The 24,645-nt window shown below is 72.0% G+C and carries 25 protein-coding genes; 14 read left to right on the top strand and 11 right to left on the bottom strand.

Annotated elements, in window-relative coordinates:
• Positions 1-47: 47 nt before the first annotated feature.
• A complete protein-coding gene (locus AB0M83_RS27605) occupies positions 48-1,817 on the top strand; it encodes a glycoside hydrolase family 3 N-terminal domain-containing protein (protein ID WP_364521281.1) in 1,770 nt (589 codons plus the stop codon).
• Here AB0M83_RS27605 and AB0M83_RS27600 read toward each other — a convergent pair.
• Genes AB0M83_RS27600 through AB0M83_RS27585 form a run of 4 tightly spaced genes read right to left on the bottom strand, consistent with a single transcriptional unit; the run spans position 1,786 to position 5,275 of the window.
• Entirely contained in the window at positions 1,786-2,484 is a 699-nt protein-coding gene (locus AB0M83_RS27600; RefSeq protein ID WP_364521280.1) for an alpha/beta hydrolase, read from the bottom strand. The genes AB0M83_RS27605 and AB0M83_RS27600 overlap by 32 nt on opposite strands.
• Positions 2,481-3,740 (bottom strand): amidohydrolase family protein, encoded by a 1,260-nt coding sequence (locus AB0M83_RS27595; RefSeq protein WP_364521279.1) that lies wholly within the window; start codon positions 3,738-3,740, stop codon positions 2,481-2,483. The genes AB0M83_RS27600 and AB0M83_RS27595 overlap by 4 nt, the downstream gene beginning before the upstream one ends.
• A 20-nt stretch (positions 3,741-3,760) precedes the next feature.
• Positions 3,761-4,525, bottom strand: a complete 765-nt coding sequence (locus tag AB0M83_RS27590; RefSeq protein WP_364521278.1) for an SDR family oxidoreductase — start codon at positions 4,523-4,525, stop codon at positions 3,761-3,763.
• 12 nt (positions 4,526-4,537) lie between these two features.
• The gene (locus AB0M83_RS27585) at positions 4,538-5,275 is read right to left on the bottom strand and encodes an SDR family oxidoreductase (RefSeq protein WP_364521277.1); all 738 of its coding nucleotides are present in this window, start codon (positions 5,273-5,275) and stop codon (positions 4,538-4,540) included.
• A gap of 121 nt (positions 5,276-5,396) precedes the next feature.
• On the opposite strand from AB0M83_RS27585, the gene AB0M83_RS27580 reads away from it, so the two are divergent.
• Genes AB0M83_RS27580 through AB0M83_RS27570 form a run of 3 tightly spaced genes read left to right on the top strand, consistent with a single transcriptional unit; the run spans position 5,397 to position 7,656 of the window.
• Complete coding sequence (locus AB0M83_RS27580) at positions 5,397-5,963, top strand: carboxymuconolactone decarboxylase family protein (RefSeq protein ID WP_364521276.1); 567 nt, start codon at positions 5,397-5,399, stop codon at positions 5,961-5,963.
• The gene (locus AB0M83_RS27575) at positions 5,960-6,826 is read left to right on the top strand and encodes a fumarylacetoacetate hydrolase family protein (RefSeq protein ID WP_364521275.1); all 867 of its coding nucleotides are present in this window, start codon (positions 5,960-5,962) and stop codon (positions 6,824-6,826) included. Before AB0M83_RS27580 ends, AB0M83_RS27575 begins: the two co-directional genes overlap by 4 nt.
• Positions 6,826-7,656: a fumarylacetoacetate hydrolase family protein gene (locus tag AB0M83_RS27570; RefSeq protein ID WP_364521274.1), complete on the top strand. Its 831-nt coding sequence runs from the start codon at positions 6,826-6,828 to the stop codon at positions 7,654-7,656. The genes AB0M83_RS27575 and AB0M83_RS27570 overlap by 1 nt, the downstream gene beginning before the upstream one ends.
• Here AB0M83_RS27570 and AB0M83_RS27565 read toward each other — a convergent pair.
• The 3 genes from AB0M83_RS27565 to AB0M83_RS27555 form a co-directional block, all read right to left on the bottom strand.
• A complete protein-coding gene (locus AB0M83_RS27565) occupies positions 7,645-8,157 on the bottom strand; it encodes a roadblock/LC7 domain-containing protein (protein ID WP_364521273.1) in 513 nt (170 codons plus the stop codon). The two genes, AB0M83_RS27570 and AB0M83_RS27565, sit on opposite strands and share 12 nt — an antisense overlap.
• Positions 8,154-8,522 (bottom strand): hypothetical protein, encoded by a 369-nt coding sequence (locus AB0M83_RS27560; protein ID WP_364521272.1) that lies wholly within the window; start codon positions 8,520-8,522, stop codon positions 8,154-8,156. Before AB0M83_RS27560 ends, AB0M83_RS27565 begins: the two co-directional genes overlap by 4 nt.
• Positions 8,523-9,078: 556 nt before the next feature.
• The gene (locus tag AB0M83_RS27555; protein ID WP_364521271.1) at positions 9,079-10,722 is read right to left on the bottom strand and encodes a phospholipid carrier-dependent glycosyltransferase; all 1,644 of its coding nucleotides are present in this window, start codon (positions 10,720-10,722) and stop codon (positions 9,079-9,081) included.
• Between the two features lie 169 nt (positions 10,723-10,891).
• Here AB0M83_RS27555 and AB0M83_RS27550 point away from each other — a divergent pair, with 169 nt between their 5' ends.
• The 3 genes from AB0M83_RS27550 (at position 10,892) to AB0M83_RS27540 (ending at position 13,282) form a co-directional block, all read left to right on the top strand.
• Complete coding sequence (locus tag AB0M83_RS27550) at positions 10,892-11,023, top strand: hypothetical protein (RefSeq protein ID WP_364521270.1); 132 nt, start codon at positions 10,892-10,894, stop codon at positions 11,021-11,023.
• 15 nt (positions 11,024-11,038) lie between these two features.
• A complete protein-coding gene (locus AB0M83_RS27545; RefSeq protein WP_364521269.1) occupies positions 11,039-12,229 on the top strand; it encodes a cupin domain-containing protein in 1,191 nt (396 codons plus the stop codon).
• Positions 12,230-12,355: 126 nt separating this feature from the next.
• Complete coding sequence (locus tag AB0M83_RS27540) at positions 12,356-13,282, top strand: sucrase ferredoxin (RefSeq protein WP_364521268.1); 927 nt, start codon at positions 12,356-12,358, stop codon at positions 13,280-13,282.
• Between the two features lie 35 nt (positions 13,283-13,317).
• Here AB0M83_RS27540 and AB0M83_RS27535 read toward each other — a convergent pair whose 3' ends face one another.
• Complete coding sequence (locus tag AB0M83_RS27535) at positions 13,318-13,737, bottom strand: hypothetical protein (RefSeq protein WP_364521267.1); 420 nt, start codon at positions 13,735-13,737, stop codon at positions 13,318-13,320.
• Positions 13,738-13,813: 76 nt separating this feature from the next.
• On the opposite strand from AB0M83_RS27535, the gene AB0M83_RS27530 reads away from it, so the two are divergent.
• A complete protein-coding gene (locus AB0M83_RS27530; protein WP_364521266.1) occupies positions 13,814-14,761 on the top strand; it encodes an NAD(+)/NADH kinase in 948 nt (315 codons plus the stop codon).
• 30 nt (positions 14,762-14,791) lie between these two features.
• Here the strand turns inward: AB0M83_RS27530 and AB0M83_RS27525 are convergent, their stop codons facing one another.
• The gene (locus tag AB0M83_RS27525) at positions 14,792-17,602 is read right to left on the bottom strand and encodes an AbfB domain-containing protein (RefSeq protein WP_364521265.1); all 2,811 of its coding nucleotides are present in this window, start codon (positions 17,600-17,602) and stop codon (positions 14,792-14,794) included.
• A gap of 186 nt (positions 17,603-17,788) precedes the next feature.
• Here AB0M83_RS27525 and AB0M83_RS27520 point away from each other — a divergent pair, with 186 nt between their 5' ends.
• Positions 17,789-18,106 carry a hypothetical protein gene (locus tag AB0M83_RS27520; protein ID WP_364521264.1) on the top strand — a complete coding sequence of 106 codons (318 nt, stop codon included), beginning with the start codon at positions 17,789-17,791 and terminating at the stop codon, positions 18,104-18,106.
• Between the two features lie 13 nt (positions 18,107-18,119).
• Here AB0M83_RS27520 and AB0M83_RS27515 read toward each other — a convergent pair whose 3' ends face one another.
• Both AB0M83_RS27515 and AB0M83_RS27510 read right to left on the bottom strand, forming a co-directional pair.
• Positions 18,120-18,752 (bottom strand): CoA transferase subunit B, encoded by a 633-nt coding sequence (locus AB0M83_RS27515; RefSeq protein WP_364521263.1) that lies wholly within the window; start codon positions 18,750-18,752, stop codon positions 18,120-18,122.
• A 1-nt stretch (position 18,753) separates the two neighbouring features.
• Positions 18,754-19,524: a CoA transferase subunit A gene (locus AB0M83_RS27510; protein ID WP_364521262.1), complete on the bottom strand. Its 771-nt coding sequence runs from the start codon at positions 19,522-19,524 to the stop codon at positions 18,754-18,756.
• 104 nt (positions 19,525-19,628) lie between these two features.
• On the opposite strand from AB0M83_RS27510, the gene AB0M83_RS27505 reads away from it, so the two are divergent.
• From AB0M83_RS27505 to fahA, 5 genes are all read left to right on the top strand, one after another.
• A complete protein-coding gene (locus AB0M83_RS27505; RefSeq protein WP_364521261.1) occupies positions 19,629-20,396 on the top strand; it encodes an IclR family transcriptional regulator in 768 nt (255 codons plus the stop codon).
• Between the two features lie 267 nt (positions 20,397-20,663).
• Complete coding sequence (locus AB0M83_RS27500) at positions 20,664-21,185, top strand: MarR family transcriptional regulator (protein WP_364521260.1); 522 nt, start codon at positions 20,664-20,666, stop codon at positions 21,183-21,185.
• Between the two features lie 134 nt (positions 21,186-21,319).
• Positions 21,320-22,519: a cupin domain-containing protein gene (locus tag AB0M83_RS27495; RefSeq protein ID WP_364521259.1), complete on the top strand. Its 1,200-nt coding sequence runs from the start codon at positions 21,320-21,322 to the stop codon at positions 22,517-22,519.
• Positions 22,486-23,316 (top strand): hypothetical protein, encoded by an 831-nt coding sequence (locus tag AB0M83_RS27490; RefSeq protein WP_364521258.1) that lies wholly within the window; start codon positions 22,486-22,488, stop codon positions 23,314-23,316. Before AB0M83_RS27495 ends, AB0M83_RS27490 begins: the two co-directional genes overlap by 34 nt.
• Positions 23,313-24,479: a fumarylacetoacetase gene (fahA, locus tag AB0M83_RS27485; protein ID WP_364521257.1), complete on the top strand. Its 1,167-nt coding sequence runs from the start codon at positions 23,313-23,315 to the stop codon at positions 24,477-24,479. Before AB0M83_RS27490 ends, fahA begins: the two co-directional genes overlap by 4 nt.
• Positions 24,480-24,645: the final 166 nt, after the last annotated feature.

Here is a 24,645-nt window from a genome sequence, read left to right as displayed (position 1 = left end):
GGCACGGCGATGGGCACCCGTCCGGACCGGCGGTCATGCTCGGCCGCATGTTCCCGTACCAGGATCCCGCGCGGCCCGCCGACGAACGCGTCCGTGACCTGCTCGGCCGGATGACCCTGCCGGAGAAGGCCGGGCTGCTCTTCCACGCCCCGGTGGCGGTCACCGCCGACGGTGGTTTCGTCGAGGAGCCGGCCGGCCCGCTGCCCACCGCGCCGACGACGGAGGTGCTGCGGGAGCGGCACGTCCGCTGCCTGTCCCTGATGGCACCGGTCTCGGCAGGGCCCCTTTCCCGCTGGCACAACGAAATACAGCGGCTGGCGGCCGGAAGCCGGCTGGGCATCCCGGTGCTCGTCTCGTCCGACCCGCGGCACTCGGCGAACGAGAACCCGCTGACGTCGGTGCCTTCGGGCGGCTGTTCCCGCTGGCCCGAACCGCTCGGGTTCGGCGCGCTGGGCGACGCCGACGCCGACGCCGTGCGCGCGTTCGCCGAAGTGGTGCGCGCCGAGTACGCGGCCGTCGGGATCCGGCTGGCGCTGCACCCGATGGCCGACCTGGCGACCGAACCGCGGTGGTGCCGCACCGCGGGCACGTTCGGCGCCGACCCGGCCGTGGTCGCCCGGCTGGCCGCCGCCTACGTCGAAGGCCTGCAGGGGACGGACCTGGGGCCGGATTCGGTGGCGGCGATGGTCAAGCACTGGCCCGGCGCGGGCCCGCAGGCCGGAGGCGAGGACGCGCACTTCGCGGCCGGCAAGGACCAGGTCTACCCCGACGGGCGCTACGAGGAGCACCGGACCGTCTTCCGCCCGGCGCTGCGGGCCGGGGCGGCCGCGGTGATGCCGTACTACGGCCGCCCGGTCGGCGTGCCGGGACTCGCCGGCGTCGGGTTCGCGTTCGACCGCGAGGTGATCGCCGGGCAGCTGCGCCGCGACGAGGGCTTCGACGGCTTGGTGTGCACGGACTTCGGGCTGCTCACCGACACGACGCTCCCGGACGGCTCGGTGTGGCCCGCCCGCGCGTGGGGCGCCGAGCACCTCGACACCGCCGGGCGCGTGCTGCGGCTGCTCGACGCGGGCGTCGACCAGTTCGGCGGCGAGTGGTGCCCGGACGTCGTCGTCGGCCTGGTCGAGTCGGGCCGGCTGAAGGAGACGCGGGTCGATGAGTCCGCCGGGCGCGTCCTGACGCTGATGATGCGGCTCGGGTTGTTCGAGAACCCGTACGTCGACGAGGCGCGCGCGGTCGCCACCGTCGGCCGGGCCGACTTCACGGCCGCGGGAGCCGACGCGCAACGCCGGTCGATGGTGCTGCTCGCCGGCTCGCTTCCGCTGGAACCCGGAATCCGGCTGTACGTCGAAGGAATCGACCCCGCGGTCGCGGCCCGCTACGGGTCCATTGTGGACGACCCGGCCGAAGCGGACGCGGCGGTGGTGCGGATCGGCACCCCGTACGAGCCGAGGCCGCGGCTCCCCGAAGCGTTCTTCCACCAGGGCCGGCTCGACCTGCCCCGGGAGGCGAGAGACCACCTCTGCGCCCTCATGGCCACCGTGCCGACGGTCGTCGACATCTTCCTCGACCGGGCGGCCGTCGTGCCCGAACTCGCCGAGCACGCCGCCGCGTTGCTGGCCGACTTCGGCGCGGCCGACGACGCTGTCCTCGACGTCGTTTTCGGTCACGCGAAAGCCGAGGGCCGGTTGCCGATCGAACTGCCGTCGTCGATGGCCGCCGTCGAAGCACACCCGGAGGACCGGCCGGGCGGCACCGCGGACCCGCTGTTCCCGCTCGGGCACGTCAGCGGGTCAGTGCGGTCCGCAGGAACTTGACGGAGGTGGCCACGACGGCCGCGGGGTCGGCGCCCGTCCAGCGGTGGCGGGCGCCGGGCACCAGGTGCAGCTCCACCGGCGCGCCCGCGTCCCGCAGGGCCCCGGCCAGCCGGACGCTCTGGGTGGCCGGCACGAGGTCGTCTTCCGAACCGTGCACCAGCAGGATCGGCGGCGCGCCGCCGTGCGCGTGCGTCAGCGGGCTCGCCTCGCGTGCGAGGTCCGGCACCGACTCCGGCGGCGCCCCCAGCAAGGACGCTTCGCGGGAGACGTCGCCGGTCAAGCCGAGCAGGTCGGTCGGCGGGAACCACGCCACCACGGCGTCCACTGTGGACCCGGTGAGCGCCGCCAGCAGCCCGAGGTGCGCGCCCGCCGATTCGCCCCAGACGACCAGTGGCTTGCCGTCCCGGACGAACTCGATCGCCGCCCGCACGTCCTCCAGCGGCGCGGGGAAGGTCGCTTCCCCGCTGAGCCGGTAGTCGGCCACGGCGACGCGGAACCCCAGTGCCGCCAGCTCACCGGTCAGGTGCTCGAAGCCCGGCAGCGGCGTGAGCCGGGAGCCACGCCGCCAGCCGCCGCCGTGCAGGTACACGATCGTCGCGACCGCGTCGTCCGGCACGGTCAGGTCCAGCTCCAAGGGCCGGAACCCCGGCACCTCGCGGTAGATCACGCGCTCGCCTTGTGGAACCGGCCGCCCTGCATGATCACCCGCAGGTTGGCCGGGTCCTGCAGCAGCGTGACGTCCGAAACCGGGTCGCCGTCGACGACGAGGACGTCGGCGAAGTAGCCCTCGGTGAGCAGCCCGACCGGCAGGTCCATCACCTGGCCGCCGTGGAAGGTGGTCGCCCGCAACGCTTCGGCGGGGGAATAGCCGAAGAGCCGGACGAACAGCTCGAGGTCGCGGGCGTTGCGCCCGATCGGGTTGTTCGGGAACCCGTAGTCACCGCCGGGCAGCACGCGCAGCCCGCGCTTGCGCAGCTCCGGGTACAGCTGCTCCATCGCCTCGAGTGACTTCACCGAGCCCATCTTCTCCGCCATCGCCCGGTCGATGCCGAACTCGGCGCCTTCGTGGACGTTGGCCCACATGATGCCGACGGCGGGGGAGAGGAAGAGCGACTCCTTGTGCGCTTCCAGGAGGTCGATCGCTTCGGTGTCGGCGTAGGAGCAGTGGTAGATCGAGCGGAACCCGGCCCGCACCGCGAGCTTGATCGACTCGGGCGACTGGGCGTGGCAGTTGAGCCACACCCCGGACTCGCGCGCCTGCTCGCCGGCCGCGTTCGCCTCTTCGGCGCTGTACTGGGTGACCATCGAGCCGCCCTCGAAGAAGACGTCGTCGTTGCTCATCAGCAGCTTCACGCTGTCGAAGCCGAGTTCGGCCTGTTCGCGGATGAAGGCGCGCACGGCGTCCGGACCGGTTTCCTGCGGGGCCGGCCCGTCCGGGCCCATCCGGACCGGGTTGTTGTCCCGCTCGAACGACGCCGCCCGCATCCGCGGTCCGGCGGCCAGGCCGGCGGCGATCCGGTCGCGCAGCCGCACCTCGGTGGGCGCCGGCGTCAGCGAGCCGGCGGAGTAGGCGCTGGTGAACCCGTGGTCGAGCAGGATCCGGGCGTTGCGTTCGGCGATCGCCAGGTGCTCGTCCGGGCCGGGCATGTGCCGGAAGAAGCTCACGTCGACCGGCGGGTTGAACGACGGGTCGACGTGCCCGACCGCGGACGGGAACGTCAGGTGGCAGTGCGACTCCACCAGGCCGGGCAGCACGGTGGCGCCGCGGCAGTCGACGACGCGGTCGGCCGGCTCGGGCTCGGTGCCGCCGCCGGGCCGCACGCTCTCGATCCGGTCGCCGCGGACGACGACGTCGCCCGGGACGGCGGGGGAGCCGCTGCCGTCGAAGACGCGGCCGCCGGTGAACACGATCCTGGGTGCCATCTGCGTCCTCCTGACCGAGATCATGCGCCGAGCATGGTGTAGCCGCCGTCGGCGACCAGGAAACCGCCGGTGATGTGCCCGGCGTCCTCGGTGGCGAGGAACAGCGCCGCTCCGGCGAGCTCCTCGGGCTTCGGGATACGGCCCAGCGGGGTGGCGTCCCGCAGCTTCTCGGCGCGGCCGGCGCGCCAGTCCTCCCGGCCGAGCGTGGCTTCGGTTTCGATGAAGCCGGGGGCGAACACGTTCACCCGCACGGTGGGCGCGAAGGCGTGGGCGTAGGACTTGGTCAGGCCGATGATCCCGGCCTTCGCCGCCGCGTACTGCGGGGCGCGGGCGCTGCCGCGCGCGACGACGGTCGAGCCGATGTTCACGATCGCGCCGCCGCCCTGGGCGAGCATCCGGTCGCCGAACTCGTGCGTGCACAGCAGCGTGCCCTTGATGTCCACGGCGAGCACGTGGTCGACGGACTCCTCGGTGAGGTCCCGCCACGACATCTGGTCGCGGGCGACGTCGCCGACGTTGTTGACCGCGACGTCGACCCGGCCGAAGTGGCTCCACACCTCGTCGGCCATCCGGCGGATCTGCGCGTGCTCGGAAATGTCGGCCTGGACGAGGAAAGCCTTGCGGCCCAGCTCCTCGACGCGCGCGGCGGTGCGTTCGGCGCCGGCGCGCGAGCCGCGGAAGTGCACGGCGACGTCGGCACCCTCGCTCGCGGCCCGGACGGCGATCTCGGCACCGAACCCGGTGCCGGCGCCGGTGACGAGGACGGTCTTGCCGGTGAAACGCACGGAATGACTCCTTCAGACGAGGGTGCGGCCGCCGTCGGCGTACAGGACGTGTCCCGTGACGAACGCGGCGTGGCCGGAGCAGAGGAACAGGATCGGGCCGGTCAGGTCTTCGGTGGTGCCCAGCCGCCCGGCCGGGACGAGTCCGGTGAGGCCGTCCCGGACACCCGGCTGCTCGAGGTGTCCGCGGGTCAGGGCGGTCTCGGTGTAGCCGGGCGCGACGGCGTTGACCGTGACGCCCGAGGCCGCCCATTCGCGGGCCATCACCCGCGCGAGCTGGTTGACCGCACCCTTGGTGGCCGCGTACGGCGCGTGGTGCGGGTGGGCGAGCAGGCCGGACACCGAGGAGAGGTAGACGATCCGGCCGTACCCGCGGGCGACCATCAGCTCGCCCGCCGCCCTGCCGGTCCAGAACGCGCTGTCCAGGTTGACCGCGGTGATGCGGCGCCAGACGTCGTCCGGCGTGTCGAGCACCGGCCGCCGGTCGTTGACGCCGACCGCGTGGACGAACACGTCGAGCCGGCCCAGCAGCGCGTCGGCGCGGATGACGCAGTCCCGCGCGCTTCCCGCCTCGGTGAGGTCGGCGCGCAGCGCGCGGATTCCCGGGCGGGCCAGGTCCTCGAGGCGCTGCTCATCGACGTCGGCGACGACCACGTCGGCACCCGCTTCGGCGAGCGCGAGGGCGGCCGCACCGCCGATCCCGCCCGCGCCGGCGACCAGCGCGCCCTTGCCCCGCAGACCCAGCCAGTCCACTTCCGCTCCTCGCTCCCGACCTGGCGGCGACGCTAGGCGCGCGGTTCGCCGGGGCGGAACGGACGTGCCATTGAATGGCACACCGGCGTCCGCTCACCGGCCGGGCTGCTGGGATCGGGGCATGACGAGACTGCCCCGGCTGTCCCCGGCCGACCTGGACGACGACCAGCGCGCCCTGCGCGAAGCCATCACCGGCGGGCCCCGGGCGGGTGGCCCGTTCCCGCTCACCGACGCCGCGGGCGCGCTGACCGGGCCGTTCAACGCCCTGTTGTTCGCGCCGCCGGCCGGCCAGGCGCTGCAGCGGCTGGGCGCGGCCGTGCGGTACGAGACGGCGATCGGCGACCGCGCGCGGGAGCTGGCGATCCTCGCGGTGGCGGCGCGGTGGGACTGCGCGTTCGAGCGGTACGCGCACGAGCCCGCCGCCCGCGCCGCCGGCGTGACGGACGCCCAGCTCACGGCGGTCGCGGCGCGCGCGGTGCCGGACGGGCTCGACGCGGGGGAGACCGCGGCCCTGCGGTTCGTGCTCGCGCTGCTGGACGGCGACGCCGACGACGTGACCTACGCCGAGTGCGTGCCAATCATTGGCAACCGCGTGGCCGTCGAGCTCACCACGCTGGTGGGCTACTACGCGACGCTGGCCCTCCAGCTGCGCGTCTTCCGAGTCACCGTCCCCGTGGAGCGCCCGTGAAACTCGTGACCTTCGACGACGGCCTGGTCGGCCGTCTCGCCGACGACCTGGTCCTGGAACTCGACACCGCCTCGGCCCGCGAGTTCTTCGAACGCGGCGGGAGCGTGCCCGAGACCGGGCGCCGTTTCCGCGCGTCGGAGGTGCGCCTGCGGGCCCCGATCGCGCCGAAGAAGTTCTTCCACACGGCGGGGAACTTCCGCGAGCACCACGACGACCTCGCCCGCGTGAACTGGTCGCACCCGGTCAACAAGGGCATCGTGTTCTTCCAGAACGTCGACGCGATCATCGGTCCCGGCGATCCCGTCGTGTACCCGTCGCACCTGACCCGCGAGCTCGACTACGAGCTCGAAATGGCCGTCGTGATCGGCAAACCCGGGAAGTTCTTCACCGAGGAGCAGGCGGCCGAGCACATCGCCGGGTACCTCGTGTTCAACGACATCACCGCCCGCGACATCCAGCGGCGCGAGATGGAGTCCGGGGTGTTCTCCTTCTCCAAGGCCATCGACACGTTCTGCCCGATCGGCCCGTACATCGTCACCGCCGACGAGGTCGGCGACCCGCACGACCTGGACATGGAGCTGCGGGTGAACGGCCAGGTGCGGCAGAAGTCGAACACCGGCCGGATGTCCGTGACGATCCCGCAGCTCGTGGCCTACCACTCGCCGCAGGTCTACAGCGCCGGCGACCTCATCACGACGGGCACGGTCGCCGGGGTCGCGGCGAGCACCGAAGACCCGTTCGCGAACTACCTGAAGCCCGGGGACGTGGTCGAGGCCGAGATCGAGAAGCTCGGGGTGCTGCGCAACCGGGTCGTCTCGTGGGAGGACGCCCACGAGACCCCGCCGCCGGCCGGTGACCGGTGATGCGCCTGGCCACCCTCGCCGGCCGGGCCGTCCTGATCTTCGGAGACCGCGCGCTGGACGTCTTCGACGCCGGCGGCTTCGGCCCCGGCCCGATGGACGTCCTGGAGAACTGGACGGCGTTTTCCGCGTGGGCCGCTTCGGTGACTCCGGCCGGGAGCCCGTACGACCCGGCGCTGCTGGGACCGCCCGTGCCGCGGCCCCGGCAGGTGTTCGCGGTGGCGCTGAACTATCCGCCGCACGCGGCCGAAGCCGGCTACGAGCCCCCGGCCGACCCGCTGGTGTTCACCAAGTTCCCGACCTGCGTCGCGGGTCCACAAGAGACGGTCGAGCTGCCCGGTGACCGGGTCGACTGGGAGGTCGAGCTGGTCGCCGTGATCGGCCGGGGCGGGCACCGGATCGGCGAGGAACGCGCCCTGGAGCACATCGCCGGGTTCATGGTCGGCCAGGACCTGTCGGAGCGGCGGGTCCAGTCGCTCGGGAAGCCGCCGCAGTTCTCGCTGGCCAAGTCGTTCCCCGGCTTCGGCCCGACCGGACCGCACCTGGTCACCGAGCTCGCCCCCGATGCCGCGATCACCTGCCTGCTCAACGACGAAGTGGTGCAGAAGGCGTCGCTCGCGGACATGATCTTCGGCGTCCCGGACCTGGTCGCCCGGCTCTCGGCGGTGTGCCCGCTCCTGCCGGGCGACCTGATCTTCACCGGCACTCCGGCCGGGGTCGGCCACCGCCGGACGCCGCCGCGCTACCTCACCGCCGGCGACGTGCTCACCAGCCGGATCGACGGACTCGGCGAGCTGGTGACCCGCTTCCGCGACCAGCCGTCACTCCGATGACGGCCGCGTGCGGTGTGCTCCTCCCGCCGCCGGGAGGTGGTGGCGCAGCAGGGTCAACGCCTGCTTGGCGGCGAGGGTGAACAGTCCCATGGTGATGTCCGGCTGGCCGAACACGACGAGCAGGAGCGAACCCTCGACCGGGAAGACGCAGACGTAGCCGGAGCTGCCTTCGAACATCGCACTGCGTGATTCGCCGATCCGGGCCTGGGCGGTGAACTGCGCGGCCAGGCCGATGGCGGCCGCCGACATGGCGGCGACGCTGTCGGCCTCGACGGCCCGGGTGGCGTCGGCCAGGACCAGGCCGTCGTGGGTGGCCACGAGCAGCCCGGCCACCTGGTCGACCTGGTCCTGGACCGTGCGCAACGCCTCGAGCATCCGGTCGGCGTCGAGGGGCGGGGGCTTCATCGCCCGCTCCCGCGCCGTGCCGGTGCTTTCCGGCGCCGGCGTGCGGACCGGCAGGGGCAGGCGGGAGGACTGGCTGTGGGTGTCGGCACTCGTCATACGGACAGGCTGGCTTCGATGCGCTTGAGGCTGTGCCGGGCGAGCGCGAGGTTCGCCCGTTCGCGGTCCAGGACCAGGTAGAGGAACAGGGTGGAGTTGCCGCGGGCCGACAGCGGCCGGATCACGTGGTACTGGCGGTGGAGCGTGATGAGGATGTCCTCGATGCTGTCGTCGAGCCCGAGAGAGGACATGACGCGCAGTTTCGCCCGGACGACCTCGGTGTTGCCCGCCGCCGCGATGTCCAGGTCGAGCCAGTCGCCACCACCCAGCGAACCGAGGGACATCCCGCTGTCGTAGTCGACGAGTGTCGCGCCGAGGGCGCCGGGAATGCTCATCGCTTCTTTCAACGCCAAGTCGATCGTCATGTAAAGCTGTCCTCCAGTGCCGCGATCACGAGTCCACGATCGACCGTCCGGGGACTCGTTTCACCCATCCGCCGGGTCGATTGCGCAGGCATGTGACGTTATGTGTCCGCGGTAGAATCAAGTACGGCCGTTCGGAGCAACTTTCATTTCAGCTCGTGACTTGTTCGCTGGGACCGCGCTGCGTTTCGGAATTCATTTTCGGTATTCGGCGCTCGGTTGAGCGGTGACGTCGGATCTGCAATTTGCAGTTCGCAAATGGCGTGCGCCAGTCCGGTGGGATGCGTGAGAGGCAGCAGGTGGTTAGCCCTCGCGATCGTCGCCGTGCGCCGCGGCGGCCATCGCCGCGCCCGGTGCCAGCCCGATCGTGGTCCGCGCCTTGGGCAGGCCGGCCGGGTCCCGGGGGGCGGGTGGACCCGGGCGCGGTGCTCGTCGCGGGGTGCCGCACGACCTTCGCCCGCCGGCCCGGTTACCCCGCGCCGGCGGCTGAACCGCTGGTCCACCGGGCTCGCGCCGTGCGCCCCGAGCCGCACCCGGTCCGGTGCAGACGAGGACTCGGTCACGGGCGGCGGTAGATCGTGATGGAGTGGCCGACCTCGTCGATCGGGGTGCTGCCGGCGATCAGCGCCGCCAAGCGGGCGTCCGCCTTGGCGATGGCGGAATCCGATACCGCGAGCAGGCCGTGCACCTCCTCCGCGGGCACGGAGAGCGGGTCGGCCGCGTCGATGCCGTACGCGGACGGCACCCCGCTGCCCTTGTAGACGAGCCAGACCCGCTCGTCCGGCAGGCGGTCCGCCAGCCGGCGCAGGTCCTGGCCCCAGTCGACGTTCGAATCGTGCAGGTTCAGGTGGGTCCGGGCCGGGCCGCCGAACGCCTCGTTGGAGTACGGCAGGTAGTAGGGGAACGTCCGCAGCGAACTCACCGCCGCGAACACGACCAGGGCCGCCACCGCCCCCTGCGCCCACCTGCGGCGGAGGGTGACGAGGCCCGCCGCCGCGATCGCCAGGAACATCGGGACGAAGAGTGCGTACCGGACGCCGAGGTCGCGCGTGCTGGTCATGGCCGCGGCCAGCAGCACGGCCGTGGGGACGAGAACGTACGGTGCCGCCGGGCGGAGCCGGGGAAGGACCACCAGGGCGACCGCGCCCGCCAACCCGAGGGCGAGGGTGCCCAGCGGCGTCTTCACCAGCAGCGCGACCGGCAGGTAGTACCACAGCGAACCGGGGTGGTACGTGCCGAGCAGGAAGGTGCTCCACGTCCGGTCTTCGAAGCCGAACTGGACGCGCATCCCGTCGAGGTACGGCCGGGGCAGCGGCAGCCGGTCGGCGAGCGAGCGCAGTCCGTGGACGGCCGGCAGGTCCGGCGGCGCCGCCCAGCGCAGCCGCGGGTCCACGGCGAGGTAGGCGGCCCACACGACGGCGACCGCGATCAGGGCCACGCCGGCCGCCGCCGCCACGGCGTGGACGATCCTTTGTGGACGATCGCCCCGATGGGCCTGCCAGGCGGACAGCGCGGCCAGGAGCAGCAGCACCGGCACCGCGGCCAGCGCACTCATCTTCGTGGCCACCGCCGCACCCAGGGCCAGCCCCGCGAGCGGGAGGTAAAAGACGGGACGACGGCGGGCCCGCCACGCCAGCCAGACCGACGTCAGCAGGAACCCGGCCACCGGCACGTCGAGGGTCGCCAACGACCCGTGCGCGATGAGGTCGGGTGAGAACGCGTACAGAGCCAGGGCCGTCACGCCGCCGGCCGGGCCGGTCAGGTCGCGCGCGAACGCGAAGACGACCAGTCCGAACAGGAGCGTCAGCACGATCACCGGCAGCCGCGCCGCCAGCAGCAGCCGGCCCGGGTCGGCGCCCGACTCGTACAGCACGCGGCGGCCGAGCTGCGTCTGGTCGCCGGTGAACGCGGGATCGAGGTGCGCGCCGGCGAAGGCCAGTCCGGTCGCGATGATCAGCTTGCCCAGCGGCGGGTGCTCCGGGTTGTACCGCAGGCTGTGCTGCTCCAGGTAGACCACCGCCGTGCCCGCGTAGACCGGCTCGTCGATGGTCGGGGACTGCTCGACGGCCGTCGTGAGCATCGCGATCGCCATCTGCGCGAGCAGCGCGACCACCACGAGCGCGAACCACCACCGCCGCGGCGGCTTGCCCGCCGCCTCGTCGGGGATCGCCTCGGCCGGCACCTGGCACGTCGAGAGGGACAACCCGCGGTCCTTCCGTCCGAGTGAACGGGATCACTCCAGGGACGTCCGGCCGGCCCGGTGGTTCCGCACGAGGGGCCAGCTTCTCCGAGACAACCTAAATGACCTATGCCCGATCCGGGGTTTCTCACGTAGCGTGGGAATCCCTGTCGTCGACGTTTGCGAGGTCCGGATGGCTCAGGAGAACGCCGCCCACAACGAGATGCCCGCCAGTGGCCTGCTGCTCGGCGTGGAAACGCTGACGGCCGCGGTGGATCGGGGCAAGGCCAACGGTGCGGTGGCCGACAACGACGGCAACGACTAGCCGTTGTCCCGTTCCGTGACGGAGATTCCCGGACTGGCCGGCCTCGTGGCTCCGCTCGAGGCCGGCCAGTTCTTCGCCGACGTCCTCGGGAAGGCGCCGCGGCGGTTCCCGGGGGAGAAGGGCCGGTTCGCCGGTCTCCTCCCGTGGCCGGAGCTGGACCGGGTGCTGCGGCAGCACCGCCTGGAGTTCCCCCGGCTGCGCCTGGCGCTCGACGGCGACGTCGTGCCGGCGCACACCTACACCGAGATGGTGTCGACCCGCCGCAACGGCCTCGTGCCGCGCGTGCTCTCGGCGCCCTTCGCCGAACACCTGCGCGCCGGGGCGACGCTCGTCGTCGACTCGGTCAACGAGCTGGTCGACGGGGTCGGGGAGCTGGCGAGCCGGCTGGAGCACGACCTGCGCGAGCGGATCCAGGTCAACCTGTACGCGGGCTGGGGCACCACGCACGGCTTCGACGTGCACTGGGACGACCACGACGCGTTCATCATCCAGCTCTCCGGGCGCAAGCGCTGGCGCCTGCACGGCGTCACCCGCCGCTCGCCGCTGCAGCGGGACGTCGAGCTGCCGGACCGCCCCGAGGGCGAGCCGTACGAGGACTTCCTGCTGGAAGACGGCGATGTGCTCTACCTGCCGCGCGGGCACTGGCACGACGTGTCCGCCGTCGGCGAGGAGTCGCTGCACCTGACGATCGGGTTCAACGCCGCCACCGGCGTGGACCTGGTGGCGTGGCTGGCCGACCAGCTGCGGGCCGACGAGCTGTTCCGGGAGGACCTGCCCCGGTTCGCCGGGCCCGAGGTGCGGGCCGAGCGTGCCGAGGCGCTGCGCCGGCGGCTCGCCGAGCTGACCGCCGGGGACGACCTCGTCGACCGGTTCCTGGCCGACCGCGACGCCCAGGCTCCCGCGCAGACCCGCGTCGGCCTGCCGTGGGCGGCCACGGCGGAGCTGCTGCCACCGGACGAAGACTTCGAGGTCCGGTTGCTCGCCCCGCGTGCCGCGCTAGCCGACGGCGAGGGCACGGTGGCCCTGGTCGGCGCCGGGAAGCGCCTGGTCTTCGCGGCTCCCGCGCGGCCGGTGCTGGCCGCGCTGCTCGGGGGCACGCCGCAGCCGTTCAAGGTGCTGGCGGACGCCGCGCCGGGTGTGGACCGGGCCACGGTCCGGGCGCTGCTGGGCGAGCTGGTCACCCAGGGGCTCGTCGCGCGGGCGTGACGCCGTTCCGGTCCGCTCGGTGACCGCTCAGCGCACGATCGGGCGTGGTGACCGCCGAGCGGGTCACATCAGGGGGGTTGGCGCGCGCGTAATCGGGTACGCTTAGGCATGCCTAAGTCAGAGGTGATGGCTGAGGCGGGAACCTGCTCTCCCGGCCGGACCGCGGTGCCCGCGTGCGCCGCGCTGACCCGTGAGCTCGGCGGCGAGCCCGCCGGGACCGCCGCGCACATGACGTCGTGGCTGCTCATCGAGCAGCCGGGGTCCTGGGCGCCGGACGCTCTCGAAGACGTGCTGGCCGAAGTACTGCCCGCCGGCCGGCTCGACGCGGCCCGCGACGCCGGCCTCCGGCCCCTGCTCATCCGCAAGCCCGGCCGCCACGCGCGGGTCCCGGGCGCCCCGCGCGCGGTCTACGTCGCCAGTGGCCGGCCGGGACACCGCTGGCTCGAACGGCTCGACGTCACCGACCTCGGCGAACTCGCCCACCTCGATCTCGAAGCCGTCGCCGCGGGGCGCGACGGGCACGGCGAGCCGGTGTCCGGGCCGCTTTTCCTCGTCTGCACGCACGGCAGCAAGGACATGTGCTGCGCCGTCTTCGGGCGCCCGGTGGTGACCGGGCTGGCGCAGAACCACCCCGGCCAGGTCTGGGAGGTCAGCCACGTCGGCGGCGACCGCTGGGCCGGCAACCTGCTGACGGTGCCCGACGGCTACCTCCACGGCAGCCTCGCGGTGACCGAGGCCGAGCTCGTCGCCAAGGAAGCGCTGAGCGGGAACGTCCGCCTGGAACACCTGCGCGGCCGGACGTCGGCGGAGAGCCCGTGGGCGCAGTTCGCCGAGATCGAGATCCGCGGCCGCACCGGCCTGCGCGGCCTCGACGCGGTGCTGGCGACCGACGAGGACCCCCGCGGCGACGTCCGGAAGGTGCTGGTGACCGGGGGAGCCCGGCGCTACGAGGTCGTCGTCCGCCGGCTGCCGTCGATCGCCTCCGGGCACAGCCGCTGCTCCGCGCGGGTCGTGCTGGCCGGGTTCGAAGTGGAGTCGGTGCGCGAGGTCTGACTGCGGAACCCGGTCGCTGTCGCGTTCGGAAAGCTTCAGTCGCTGAAGTCGCCGTTGAGCGACTGGGTCGACTCGCCGTCCCCGCTGCCGCGGCTCTGGCCCCAGGGCTGTCCGTCCACTGTGGCCGTCGCGTTCACCTCGCCGCCGCCGGAGCGCATGACGACGTTGTAGGTGTGCTTGCCGGAGTGGGCCGGGAAGCTGAACGTCCGGCTCCAGGGGAGCTTGACGTTCTTCTCTTCCCTGGTTTCGCCGTCGATGGTGTAGGTCAGCGTGATCAGGACGGCCGTCCCCTCGATCTTGACCTCGAGCTTGTGCGGCTGGGCCGGGGGAGCACTGGATTCCGCCGACGACGTCGCCGAAGCCGGTGTCGCCGGGGCGGGAGACGGCGTGCCGGTGGTCCCGGCCGAGCACCCGGCGAGCAGAACGGTGGCGACGAACGCGGGCAGCAGCCTCATGCCCCGACTTTAGTGCCGCCGGAAGGGCTCGGGCGGATTTTCGCGTTCCGATCACCGGACGGCCACAATGGATCACATGGCAGGTTCGGAGATCACGCGTGTCGGGGTGGTGGCGCACCCGCGGAAGCCGGTGCACGAGTCGGTCGAGGTGCTCGTCTCGTACGCCTCGCGCCACGGAGTCGAGCTCGTGGTGCGGAAAGCCGACGCGGCGCAGGTCGGGGCCGGCGTGCCGGTGGTGCCCGACGCCGAGTTCGCGGCCGGGGTGGACGCCGTCGTCAGCCTCGGCGGTGACGGCACGATGCTGGGCGCGATGCGGCTGGCCGTCGAGCGGCCGGTGCCGGTGCTCGGGGTGAACTACGGCACCGTCGGCTTCCTGGTCGAGATCGCGCCGTCCGAGCTCGCCGGGGCGCTCGAACGGATGCACACCGGGGATTTCGAGATCGAGCCGCACAGCTGCATCACCCTGGCGGAGGGCGACGCGGCCGCGGTCGCGTTCAACGACGTCGTCGTCGGCGGGGCCGAGCCCGGCGCGACGGTGGAGGTCGACCTGCTCGTCGACGGCGCCCAGTTCGGTTACTACCGCTGCGACGCGCTGATCTTGAGCACCCCGACCGGCTCCACCGCCTACAACTACGCCGCCGGCGGCCCGGTGATCTCCCCGGCGGCGGAGGTGCTCGCGGTGACACCGGTGGCGTCGATGTCGGGCGTCAGCCGCTCGATCGTGTTGCCCGCCCGCGACGTCGTCACGCTGCGCTGCGCGGCCCGCAGTGCCCCACCGATGCTGCGCGTCGACGGCAACGCGTGGCGGCCGCTGGATCCCGCCACCCCGCTGACCGCGACGCTGCGCCCGGACACGGCGCAGGTCGTCCGCCTGGACCCCGGGCGGCACGCGCAGCGCAGCCGGGTGAAGCTCAGCCTGCTCGACCTGCCGCTGCGGCCGGAACAGATGGCCGAGCTCCTGCCGGTGGAGATGCGCGAGGACTTGGCCCGCCTGCGCGAACGCCGCCGGCTGCCGGAGAGCTGAAGGTGCCCTTCAGCTCTCCGGCAACTGGGCTTACGGGGCCCAGGGTGCTGCGACGGTCCAGCTGCTGTCGGCCGTCACCGTCTGGGGCCGGTCGGAACCCGTGCCGCCGCCCGAAGCGATGTAGACCTGGGAGTCGAAGTGCCGCAGGAACGCGCCCGGGATGTTCAGCGACTCGAACGTCACGCCCGTGCCGCCGAGACCGGGCCGGGCGCAGAACGTCGCGTCGGCGCGCAGCAGGGCCGTGCCGTCGTCCGGTGAGTTGCGGACGCGGCCGTCCTGGTGGCGCAGGAACTGCCCGGGGTAGTTCACCGACTCGAAGGAGTAGCACGAAGAGTCCGCGAGCCCGCGCCGCACGGTGTAGGTGGCGTCCTGCTTGAGCAACGCACTGCTGCCGCTGTTCACGACCGCGGTGTAGGCGAGGCCGCCGGCGTGCCGCAGGTACCGGTCGGTGTACCCCCACGTCGTCACCCGCAGCGACTGCCGCGCGTTGACGGCGAGGGGAACCGAGCTGCGCCACAGGGCCGGCGCCGAGACGTTCCACGTCGCGTCGGCGGCGAAGCTCGTCGCGGTGTCCCAAGGGTTCGGGCCGCCGCTCTGGGCCAGGTACACGTTGTCGTTGTAGTGCCGCAGGTACCGGCCGGGGAGGTTCAGCGCCTCGAACGACGTCCCGCCGGCGGCGAGTCCCGGCCGGGTGCACCAGGTGGCGTCGGCGGCGAACGTCCCGCCGGTGTCGCCGTCGATGCGGACCCGGCCGTCGGCGTGGCGCAGGTACTTGCCGGGGATGTTGACGGACTCGAACGAGAAGCAGCGCGGGTCCGCGAGCCCGGCGACGGTCCGGAACGAGGCGTCCTGCCGTGGTCCGTCGGCGCTGCCCGTGGTCAGGATGTCAGTGCGGGCGAAGGAGTCCGCGTGCCGCAGGTACCGGTCGGTGAACCCGGGGGTGGTCACCCGGAACGACCGGACGTGCCCGAGCGTCAGCGGCACGGCGGCGTTCAGGTTCTTCGACGCGGCGATCAGGTCGGCGTGCGCCGCGCGGACGCGGGCGGTGTCGACCTTCTGCACCCGCCGGTCGTAGGTGAACAGGCCGTTGTATTCCCCTTCGACGTCGGTGATCTCGGTGTAGACGGACGCCGAGACACCCTTCGCGGTCATCAGCTGCCGGACGTCCCGGACCATGCCGGTGTAGCGGTCGTTGAGCTGCTCGGCGCTCGTCATCTGCTCGTAGGCGAAGAACTGGCCGTTGGGACTGTATTCGTGGCCGGGGCTGCGCAGCCCGAGCCCGCCGAACTCGCCGAGCACGGACGCCCGGGTCGCGGTCGGCCGGGATGCGTCCGGTCCGGTGTAGACGTGCCAGTCGAGGAGGTCACCGGTGCCCGGGTCACCCTTGGCGGAACAGCAGTTGATGCCGCTGTGCGGGTTCATCAACCGGGTCGGGTCGTAGCTCTCCAGGCTGGTCGTGACCCGCTTGGTGTCGTCCAGGTTCCACTCGCCCCAGCCTTCGTTGAAGGGCACGTAGGTCACGACGGCGGGGGAGAAGCGGTGTTCGTCGACGATCTCGCGGGCTTCGGTCTCGAACTCGGCGATCTGCGCCGGGGTCCGGCTGGAGTCGGTGCTCAGCGTCGACGGGATGTCCTGCCACACCAGCAATCCGAGGCGGTCGGCCCAGTAGTACCACCGCGCCGGCTCCACCTTGATGTGCTTGCGGACCATGGTGAAGCCGAGGTCCTTGTGCTTCTGCAGGTCCGACGCCAGCGCCGCGTCGGTCGGCGCGGTGTACAGGCCGTCGGGCCAGAAACCCTGGTCCAGCGTGCCGATCTGGAACACGAACTCGCCGTTGAGCGTCGGGCGCACCACGCCGTTGACGTTCTTGGTGCCGACCTCGCGCATGCCGAAGTAGCTGATGACCTGGTCGACCGTCGTCCCCGCGGAGTTGCGCAGCGACACCCGCAGGTCGTAGAGGAACGGGTCGTCGGGTGACCACCGCCGCGCGTCCGGCACCGGCACGGAGAACTCGGTGAAGCCGCCGGTCGCGCTGCCCACGACGGCGCCGCCGGTCATCGACTCGGCGAGCACGGAGTACCCGCCGACGTCGCCACGGCCGAACACCCGGACGCGGGCGGTGTTGTTCGCGAGGTTGGGGTAGATGTCGACGGAGAAGATCGACGTCGGGGCGGTCGGCTCGAGCCAGACGGTCTGCCAGATTCCGGACGTCGGTGTGTAGAAGATGCCCGCGGGATTGTTGACCTGCTTGCCCAGCGGCTGCTTCTCGCCGCGGCCGTCGGTCGGGTCGTAGACGCGGACGACGATCTCGTTGGTGCCGCCGGTGAGCCGCGCGGTGATGTCGGCCTCGAACCGGTCGTAGCCGCCCTTGTGCGTGGCGACCTGGACGCCGTTGACCCACACGGTGGCTTCGTAGTCGACGGCGCCGAAGTGCAGCTGCACGTGCCGGCCGGCCCAGGCCTGCGGCACGGTGAAGGTGCGGCGGTAGAACATCAGGTCGCGGTTGTCGTTGCGCATGATGCCCGACAGCGCCGACTCGACGGGGTAGGGCACGAGGATGCGCTCGGGCAGCGTCTGGCCGAGGGGCGGCGCGGCGTAGCGGTCGACGCTGCCGCCCGCGCCGGTGGCGGGGTTGAGGAACTCCCACTCCCCGTTGAGCGACTGCCAGTCGGGCCGCGTCATCTGCGGGCGCGGGTATTCGGGCAGCGGATCGGTGGTGCTGACCTGCGAGGTCCACGGCGTCGACAGCGGCGGCGGTTTGGGCGCGACGGCGGCGCTCGCCGCCGGCGCCAAGGGGATCGTGCAGAGCAGCGCGAGAACCAGGACGGCGAGACGGCGCATCGGACTCCTCGGGCGGGGACGCACTACCGCGGGCTCGAAAATCGAACATAACACGGAACACAGACAAACGTAACAACTCAGAAACCACCAGAGAATCAACACTCGGTCGGCGGTGTCCGTCGTTCACACGCGCGACGGCCGCCCGGGGTTGAGTCGCTTCCCGGACCGGCCGGAGAAGATGGCGTCATGGCGGATGAGTGGTACGCGGTGCGGTGCGTCTTCCAGTGGACCGAAGCCGAGGGGCGGCCGTACGAAGAGCGGATCACGGTGTGGCGGGCGGCCGACTTCGCCACGGCCCTGGCCCGGGCCGAGGCGGAGGCCGGGGAGTATGCGGCGAACAGCGGGGTGACCTACCTCGGGCTCGCGCAGGCCTACGCGACCGGGGAGGAAGTCCTGCGGCCCGGCACCGAGGTGTTCTCGCTGCTGCGCGACAGCCCGCTGCCGCCGGAGCAGTACCTCGACCGCCATTTCGACACCGGCTCCGAGCACCAGAACGCGCGCTGAGCCGGCGCCCGGCTCAGGGGACGCGGATCCGCGGCACGGTCTGCTTCCGCACCTGCTCGAAATCCACGCCCGGGGCGAGTTCGACGAGCTCGAGCCCGTCGGCGGTGACGTCGAGGACGCACAGGTCGGTGATGATCCGCTGGACGACGCCGCGGCCGGTGTAGGGGAGCGTGCACTCGTCGACGATCTTGGGCGAGCCGTCGCGTGCGACGTGCTCCATCAGCACGATGACCTTCTTCGCGCCGTGGACCAGGTCCATCGCGCCACCCATGCCCTTGACCATCTTGCCCGGGATCATCCAGTTCGCGAGGTCGCCCGCCGCGGAGACCTGCATCGCGCCGAGGATGGCCGCGTCGATCTTGCCGCCGCGGATCATCCCGAAGGACAACGCCGAGTCGAAGAACGACGCGCCCTTCCGGACGGTGACGGTTTCCTTGCCCGCGTTGATCAGGTCCGGGTCGACGGCGTCCTCTTCCGGGTACGGCCCCACGCCGAGGATGCCGTTCTCCGACTGCAGCACGAGTTCGACGTCGTCGGGCACGTGGTTGGGCACCAGGGTCGGCAGGCCGATCCCGAGGTTGACGTAGTCGCCGTCGCGCAGCTCGCCGGCGGCGCGGGCGGCCATTTCGTCGCGGTTCCACGCCATGTCAGCCGGCCTCCGTTCCGGTGCGCACAGTGCGCTTTTCGATCGGCTTGTCCGCGGCCTGCTCCGGCGTCAGCGCCACCACGCGGTGCACGTACGCGCCCGGCAGGTGGACGTCGTTCGGGTCGAGCTCGCCGGGCTCGACCAGCTGCTCGACCTCGGCGATCGTGACGCGGCCGGACATCGCGGCCAGCGGGTTGAAGTTGCGGGCTGCGTCCTTGAAGACGAGGTTCCCGTGCCGGTCGCCGCGCCACGCGCGGACCAGCCCGAAGTCGGCGACGATCGCGCGCTCGAGGACGTACTCCTTGCCGTCGAAGCTCTGCTTCTGCTTCGGCGGGCTCGCCTTCTCGACGGCGCCGGCGGTGTCGTACTTCCACGGCAGGCCGCCGTCGGCGACCTGGGTGCCGGCCCCGGTGGCGGTGAAGAACGCGGGGATGCCGGAGCCGCCGGCGCGCAGCCGTTCGGCGAGCGTGCCCTGCGGGGTCAGCTCGACCTCGAGCTCGCCGCCGAGGTACTGGCGCGCGAACTCCTTGTTCTCCCCGACGTAGGAGGCGACGACCCGGCGCAGCCGCCGGGCGCCGAGCAGGATCCCCAGGCCCCAGCCGTCGACGCCGGCGTTGTTCGAAACCACTTCGAGGTCCGCGGTCCCCGCCTCGAACAGCGCGTGGACGAGAACGGCGGGCACACCGCACATCCCGAAGCCGCCCACCGCGAGGGTGGCGCCGTCGGGGATGTCGGCGACGGCCTCCGCGGCCGAGACGATCACCTTGTCCATGGCCGACATCAGACTGGATCTCTCCGAGGTGGTCAACCAGTGAACGCGCTTGACCAGGTGATTGTTCGTCTCACGGTCGATGTGGGTGGGGTAGTGTTCACTGAGTGGACACACCGGTAGACCTCGTCGGGCGGACTCATCGGGTGTTGCGCGCGGTCGCGGTCCATGAGCCCGGTGGGGCGACGACGACTGCCGTCGCCCGGGAAGCGGGGCTGCCGCGGCCGACCGTGCATCGGTTGCTGACGTCGTTGCAGAGCGTCGGGTTGGTGGAGCGGGAGATCGATCATTGGGTTTTGGGGCCGGAGCTGTACTTCCTCGGCGTGGCCGCAGCTCGGCGCTATGACGTGACGGAGGCTGCTCTGCCGGTGGTTCGGCGGCTCGCTTTGGCTACGGGGGAGAGCGCGTTCTTCTCGGCTCGGCGTGGGGAAGAGACGATCTGTTTGATTCGGGAGGATGGTGCTTTTCCCATTCGGAGTCATGTTCTCTTTGAGGGGGCGCGGTTTCCGCTGGGGGTTGTTTCGGCCGGGATGGTGGTGCTTGCTCATCTGCCTGATCGGGAGGTTGATGAGTATCTGGCGCGGGTGGACCTGGCTGCTGCTCACGGGCCTCAGCACTCGGTCGGTGAGATTCGGCGGCATATTGCGGCGACTCGGATGCAGGGGTATGCGGTTAATCCGGGGCTGGTGGTCGAGGGGAGTTGGGGGCTTGCGGCGGCCGTGTTCGATCAGGGTGGGGCGCCGCGGTGGGCGCTTACCTTGACTGGTGTTGCGCATCGGTTTGGGGGTGAGCGGATTCCGCAGCTGGGGGCTTTGTTGCTGCGGGAGGCTCACGCGCTGTCGGAAACCTTGGCGCGTGGGCAAACGCGTGTCTGAGGCTGGCGGCTCGCTCTAGGCTCGACCCGTAGCGAAAAGCTGTCTCCGCAACCCCGAAGCCCGATTGTGACTACGGCCGGCGACACCGCGTCAAGGCGGGAAAGATGCCTTGACCCGGCGCCGCCGGCCGTGTTCTGGCTTCGGATCGGGGTTGCGCGGGGTCTGGGTTGCGTGGGACTGGGGCTGGGTTGCCTGGGTCTCGGCTCTGTGGGGCCCGATGCGCTAGCACAACCAGTTTCGAGTTTGACTATTTGTTAAGGTGCTCCGATGGAAGAGGAGCTGGACTTCTGGTCGTTCGTCGAGCTGGCCAACCGCCGGCTCGCGACGGAGTACGGCTTCCGGCACCAGTTGGCCACCGAGGTGCTGCTGACCCTCAACCGGGCCTCGGACCTGGTCACCTACGACCTGGAGGCCGCGGTGCACCGGCCGCGCGGCCGGTCGTGGTCGGCGTTCCGGCTGCTGTTCGTGGTCTGGCTGGCCGGGCCGCTGGAGCCGAAGAGCGCCGCCCGGCTCACCGGGATGAGCCGGGCGGCCGTGTCCAACCTGATGAAGCCGCTCGTCGCGGACGGGCTGCTCGACCGCGTCCCGGACGAGCGTGACGGCCGCTCGGTCCAGCTGTCGCTGACGCCGGCCGGCCGCGAAGAGATGGTTTCGGTGTTCCAGGAGCACAACGAGCGCGAGTTCGGCTGGACGGACGCCCTCACCGAGGAGGAGCAGCGGATCCTGGTGATGCTGCTGGGCAAGCTGATCACCGGCCGCGCGGCGGCCGACACCCGCAGTCGCCGCTAGGGGCCGGCGCTGAGCAGGAAACTGCGGCCTCGTCGGCTCGGCTGACCCTTCCAGCGAGGCGGGCGGCGGACTACTCTGCCCAGGAGATAGTAAAGATATGAACTACATTGGCCGGATCGGTCAGGAGGCGAACCATGGCGTACTACCGCCGAGCGGGGACCATCCCGCCGAAGCGGCACACCCAGCACCGCGCCCCCGAGGGCGGGCTGTACTCCGAGGAGCTGATGGGCGAGGAGGGCTTCTCGTCGGACTCGTCGCTGCTCTACCACCGCGGGGTGCCGTCGGCGATCGTCGGCGCGACGCCGTGGGAGCTGCCGGACCAGACGCTCACCGAGAACCGCCCGCTCCTGCCACGCCACCTGAAGCTGCACGAGCTGTTCGCGGGCCAGGACTGGAAGAGCGCCGACGTCGTCACGGGCCGGCGGCTGGTCCTGGGCAACGGCGACGTGCGCATCTCCTACGTCGCGGCGGGGGAGGCGTCGCCGCTCTACCGCAACGCCGTCGGCGACGAGTGTGTGTACGTCGAGTCCGGCCAGGCGCGGGTCGAGACGGTGTTCGGCGTGCTGGACGCCCGTCAGGGCGACTACGTGATCCTGCCGCGCGCCACCACGCACCGCTGGGTGCCGGCCGGCGACGAGCCGCTGCGCGCGTACGTCATCGAAGCGAACTCGCACATCACGCCACCGAAGCGCTACCTGTCCCGCTTCGGCCAGCTGCTGGAGCACGCGCCGTACTGCGAGCGTGACCTGCACGGTCCCGAAGAGCCGTTCCTGGCCGAGGGCGAGGACGTCGACGTGCTGGTCAAGCACCGCGGCTCGCGCGGCATCACCGGCACCCGGTACGTCTATCCGACGCACCCCTTCGACGTCGTCGGCTGGGACGGGTTCCTCTACCCATACACGTTCAACATCGCCGACTTCGAGCCGATCACCGGCCGCGTGCACCAGCCGCCGCCCGTGCACCAGGTGTTCGAAGGCCACAACTTCGTCATCTGCAACTTCGTCCCGCGCAAGGTCGACTACCACCCCCTCGCGGTGCCGGTGCCGTACTACCACTCCAATGTGGACTCCGACGAGGTGATGTTCTACTGCGGCGGGAACTACGAGGCCCGCAAGGGATCCGGCATCACGCAGGGCTCGATCAGCCTGCACCCGGGCGGGCACAGCCACGGCCCGCAGCCCGGCGCGGTCGAACGCTCCCTCGGCGCGGAGTTCTTCGACGAGCTGGCCGTCATGGTCGACACCTTCCGCCCGCTCGAACTCGGCGAAGGCGGCCTGGCGAGCGAAGCCCCCGGCTACGCGTGGACCTGGGCCGGACGGGGGCCGGTCGCGTGATCCCCGCGCTCTTCGCCGGCCTCTGCGACGACGCCGCGGTGTTCCCGCCCGGCCTCGCGCCCCTGCCGGACGCGATCGCCGCGCACGACGCCTACGAGCGGGCCTGGTACACCGACCTCGTCGGCCCGCTGGTGCTCGCGGCCCCGGCCCTCGACGCGCTGGGCGACTTGCTCGGGCCGCGCGAGACGCCGCTGCCGGTCTCGGTGACGCTGCCCGGCGGCCCCGTCCGGCTGCCGGCCGTCCTCGACGCCGTCAAGACGCTGCCCGTGGACCTGCAGGCCCTGGAGATCGCCGTGCCGGACGGCTGGGCGCCGGCCGAGATGCTCGACGCGATTTCCGCCGCCACCGCGCCGGTGTACGTCGAGATCCCGCGAGACGACCGCCGCGGGGCGCTCCTGCGGGCGCTCGCGGGAACGGGCCACCGCGCGAAGTTCCGCACCGGCGGCGTCCGCGCGGACCTGTACCCCGGCGAGGCCGAGCTGGCCGCGTCGATCCGGGCCGCCGTCGAGGCCGGGGTGCCGTTCAAGGCCACCGCCGGGCTGCACCACGCGCTGCGCAACACCAACCCGGAGACCGGGTTCGAGCAGCACGGCTTCCTCAACCTGCTGCTCGCGGCCGCCGACCCGGACCGCGGCGAAGCCCTCCTCGCCGAGCGCGACGGCGCGGTGGTCGCCGCCGCCGTCCGCGAGCTCAGCCCGGACGTCCGCGCGCGGTTCACGTCGTTCGGCACCTGCAGCATCACCGACCCCCTGACCGAGCTGGCCGCCCTCGGCCTGCTGCCCCGAGGAGAGGCATGACCACGATCGACATCCCCGCCGGTTCCCCGTTCGGGCTCGCCAACCTGCCCTACGGCGTGTTCTCCGCCGGCGGGGACGCCCCGCGCGTCGGTGTCCGGGTCGGGGACTCCGTGCTCGACCTGGCTCGCGCGCTGGGCGACGACGTCTTCGCCGCGCCGTCGCTGAACCCGTTCATGGCGCAGGGGTACGACCGCTGGGTTGCCGTCCGGTCGCGGGTGACCGAGCTCGTGACGGGCGAGGTCCCGGACGACGCCGTGCACGCGGTGGACAGCGTCACGCTGCACCTGCCGTTCGAGGTCGCGGACTACGTCGACTTCTACGCGTCCGAGCACCACGCGTCCAACGTCGGGCGGCTGTTCCGGCCGGACGCGGAACCGTTGCTGCCCAACTGGAAGCACCTGCCGGTCGGCTACCACGGCCGCGCGGGGACGATCCTGGTCTCGGGCACGGACATCGTCCGCCCGAGCGGCCAGCGCAAGGGCGACCCGGCGCCGGTGTTCGGCCCGAGCACCCGCCTGGACATCGAGGCGGAGCTGGGTTTCGTCGTCGGCACGGGCACGCCGCTGAACACCCCGATCGCCCCGGACGACTTCGCGCGGCACGTGTTCGGCGCGGTGCTGCTCAACGACTGGTCCGCGCGCGACATCCAGGCCTGGGAGTACGTGCCGCTGGGCCCGAACCTGGGCAAGAGCTTCGCGACGTCGGTCTCGGCGTGGGTCGTCCCGATCCTCGCGCTGGAAGCCGCGCGGATCCCGTTGCCGGGCCAGGACCCGGAGCCGCTGCCGTACCTGCGGGAGAGCCGCCCGTGGGGGCTGGACGTCGAGCTGGTCGTGGAGTGGAACGGCGAAGAGGTCAGCCGCCCGCCGTACCGCGAGATGTACTGGTCACCGGCGCAGATGCTGGCCCACCTGACGATCAACGGCGCGTCGTCCCGCACCGGCGACCTGTACGGCTCCGGCACGATCTCGGGCCCGGAGAAGCACCAGCGCGGCGCGTTCCTCGAGCTGAGCTGGGGCGGCAAGGAGCCCCTGACGGTCAAGGGCGAGGAGCGCAGCTTCCTTCTGGACGGCGACGAGGTGGTGATCACGGGCACGGCCCCGGGCGCGGACGGCTCACGCATCGGCTTCGGCGAGGTCCGCGGAAGGATCCTCCCGGCCGGCTGACCTGCGGAACCGGGGTGCCACCTTGCCGGGGCGGCCTCGCTTGGCTGCGGCGCCACGCGAGGCCGGTTGCCGGCCCCGCGCCGGGTCGCCTCCGATGCAGTGAATGACTCATTCCTGGCGTCCGGCGCCAGGAATGAGTCCGGAGTGAGACCGATGCGAGCACGGG

Origin of the sequence: Amycolatopsis sp. NPDC051106 (assembly GCF_040682775.1) — a bacterium.
Lineage (GTDB): Bacteria > Actinomycetota > Actinomycetes > Mycobacteriales > Pseudonocardiaceae > Amycolatopsis.
The sequence above is the reverse complement of the archived record's forward strand: the minus strand, read 5'-3'. Positions and strand labels throughout refer to the sequence as shown.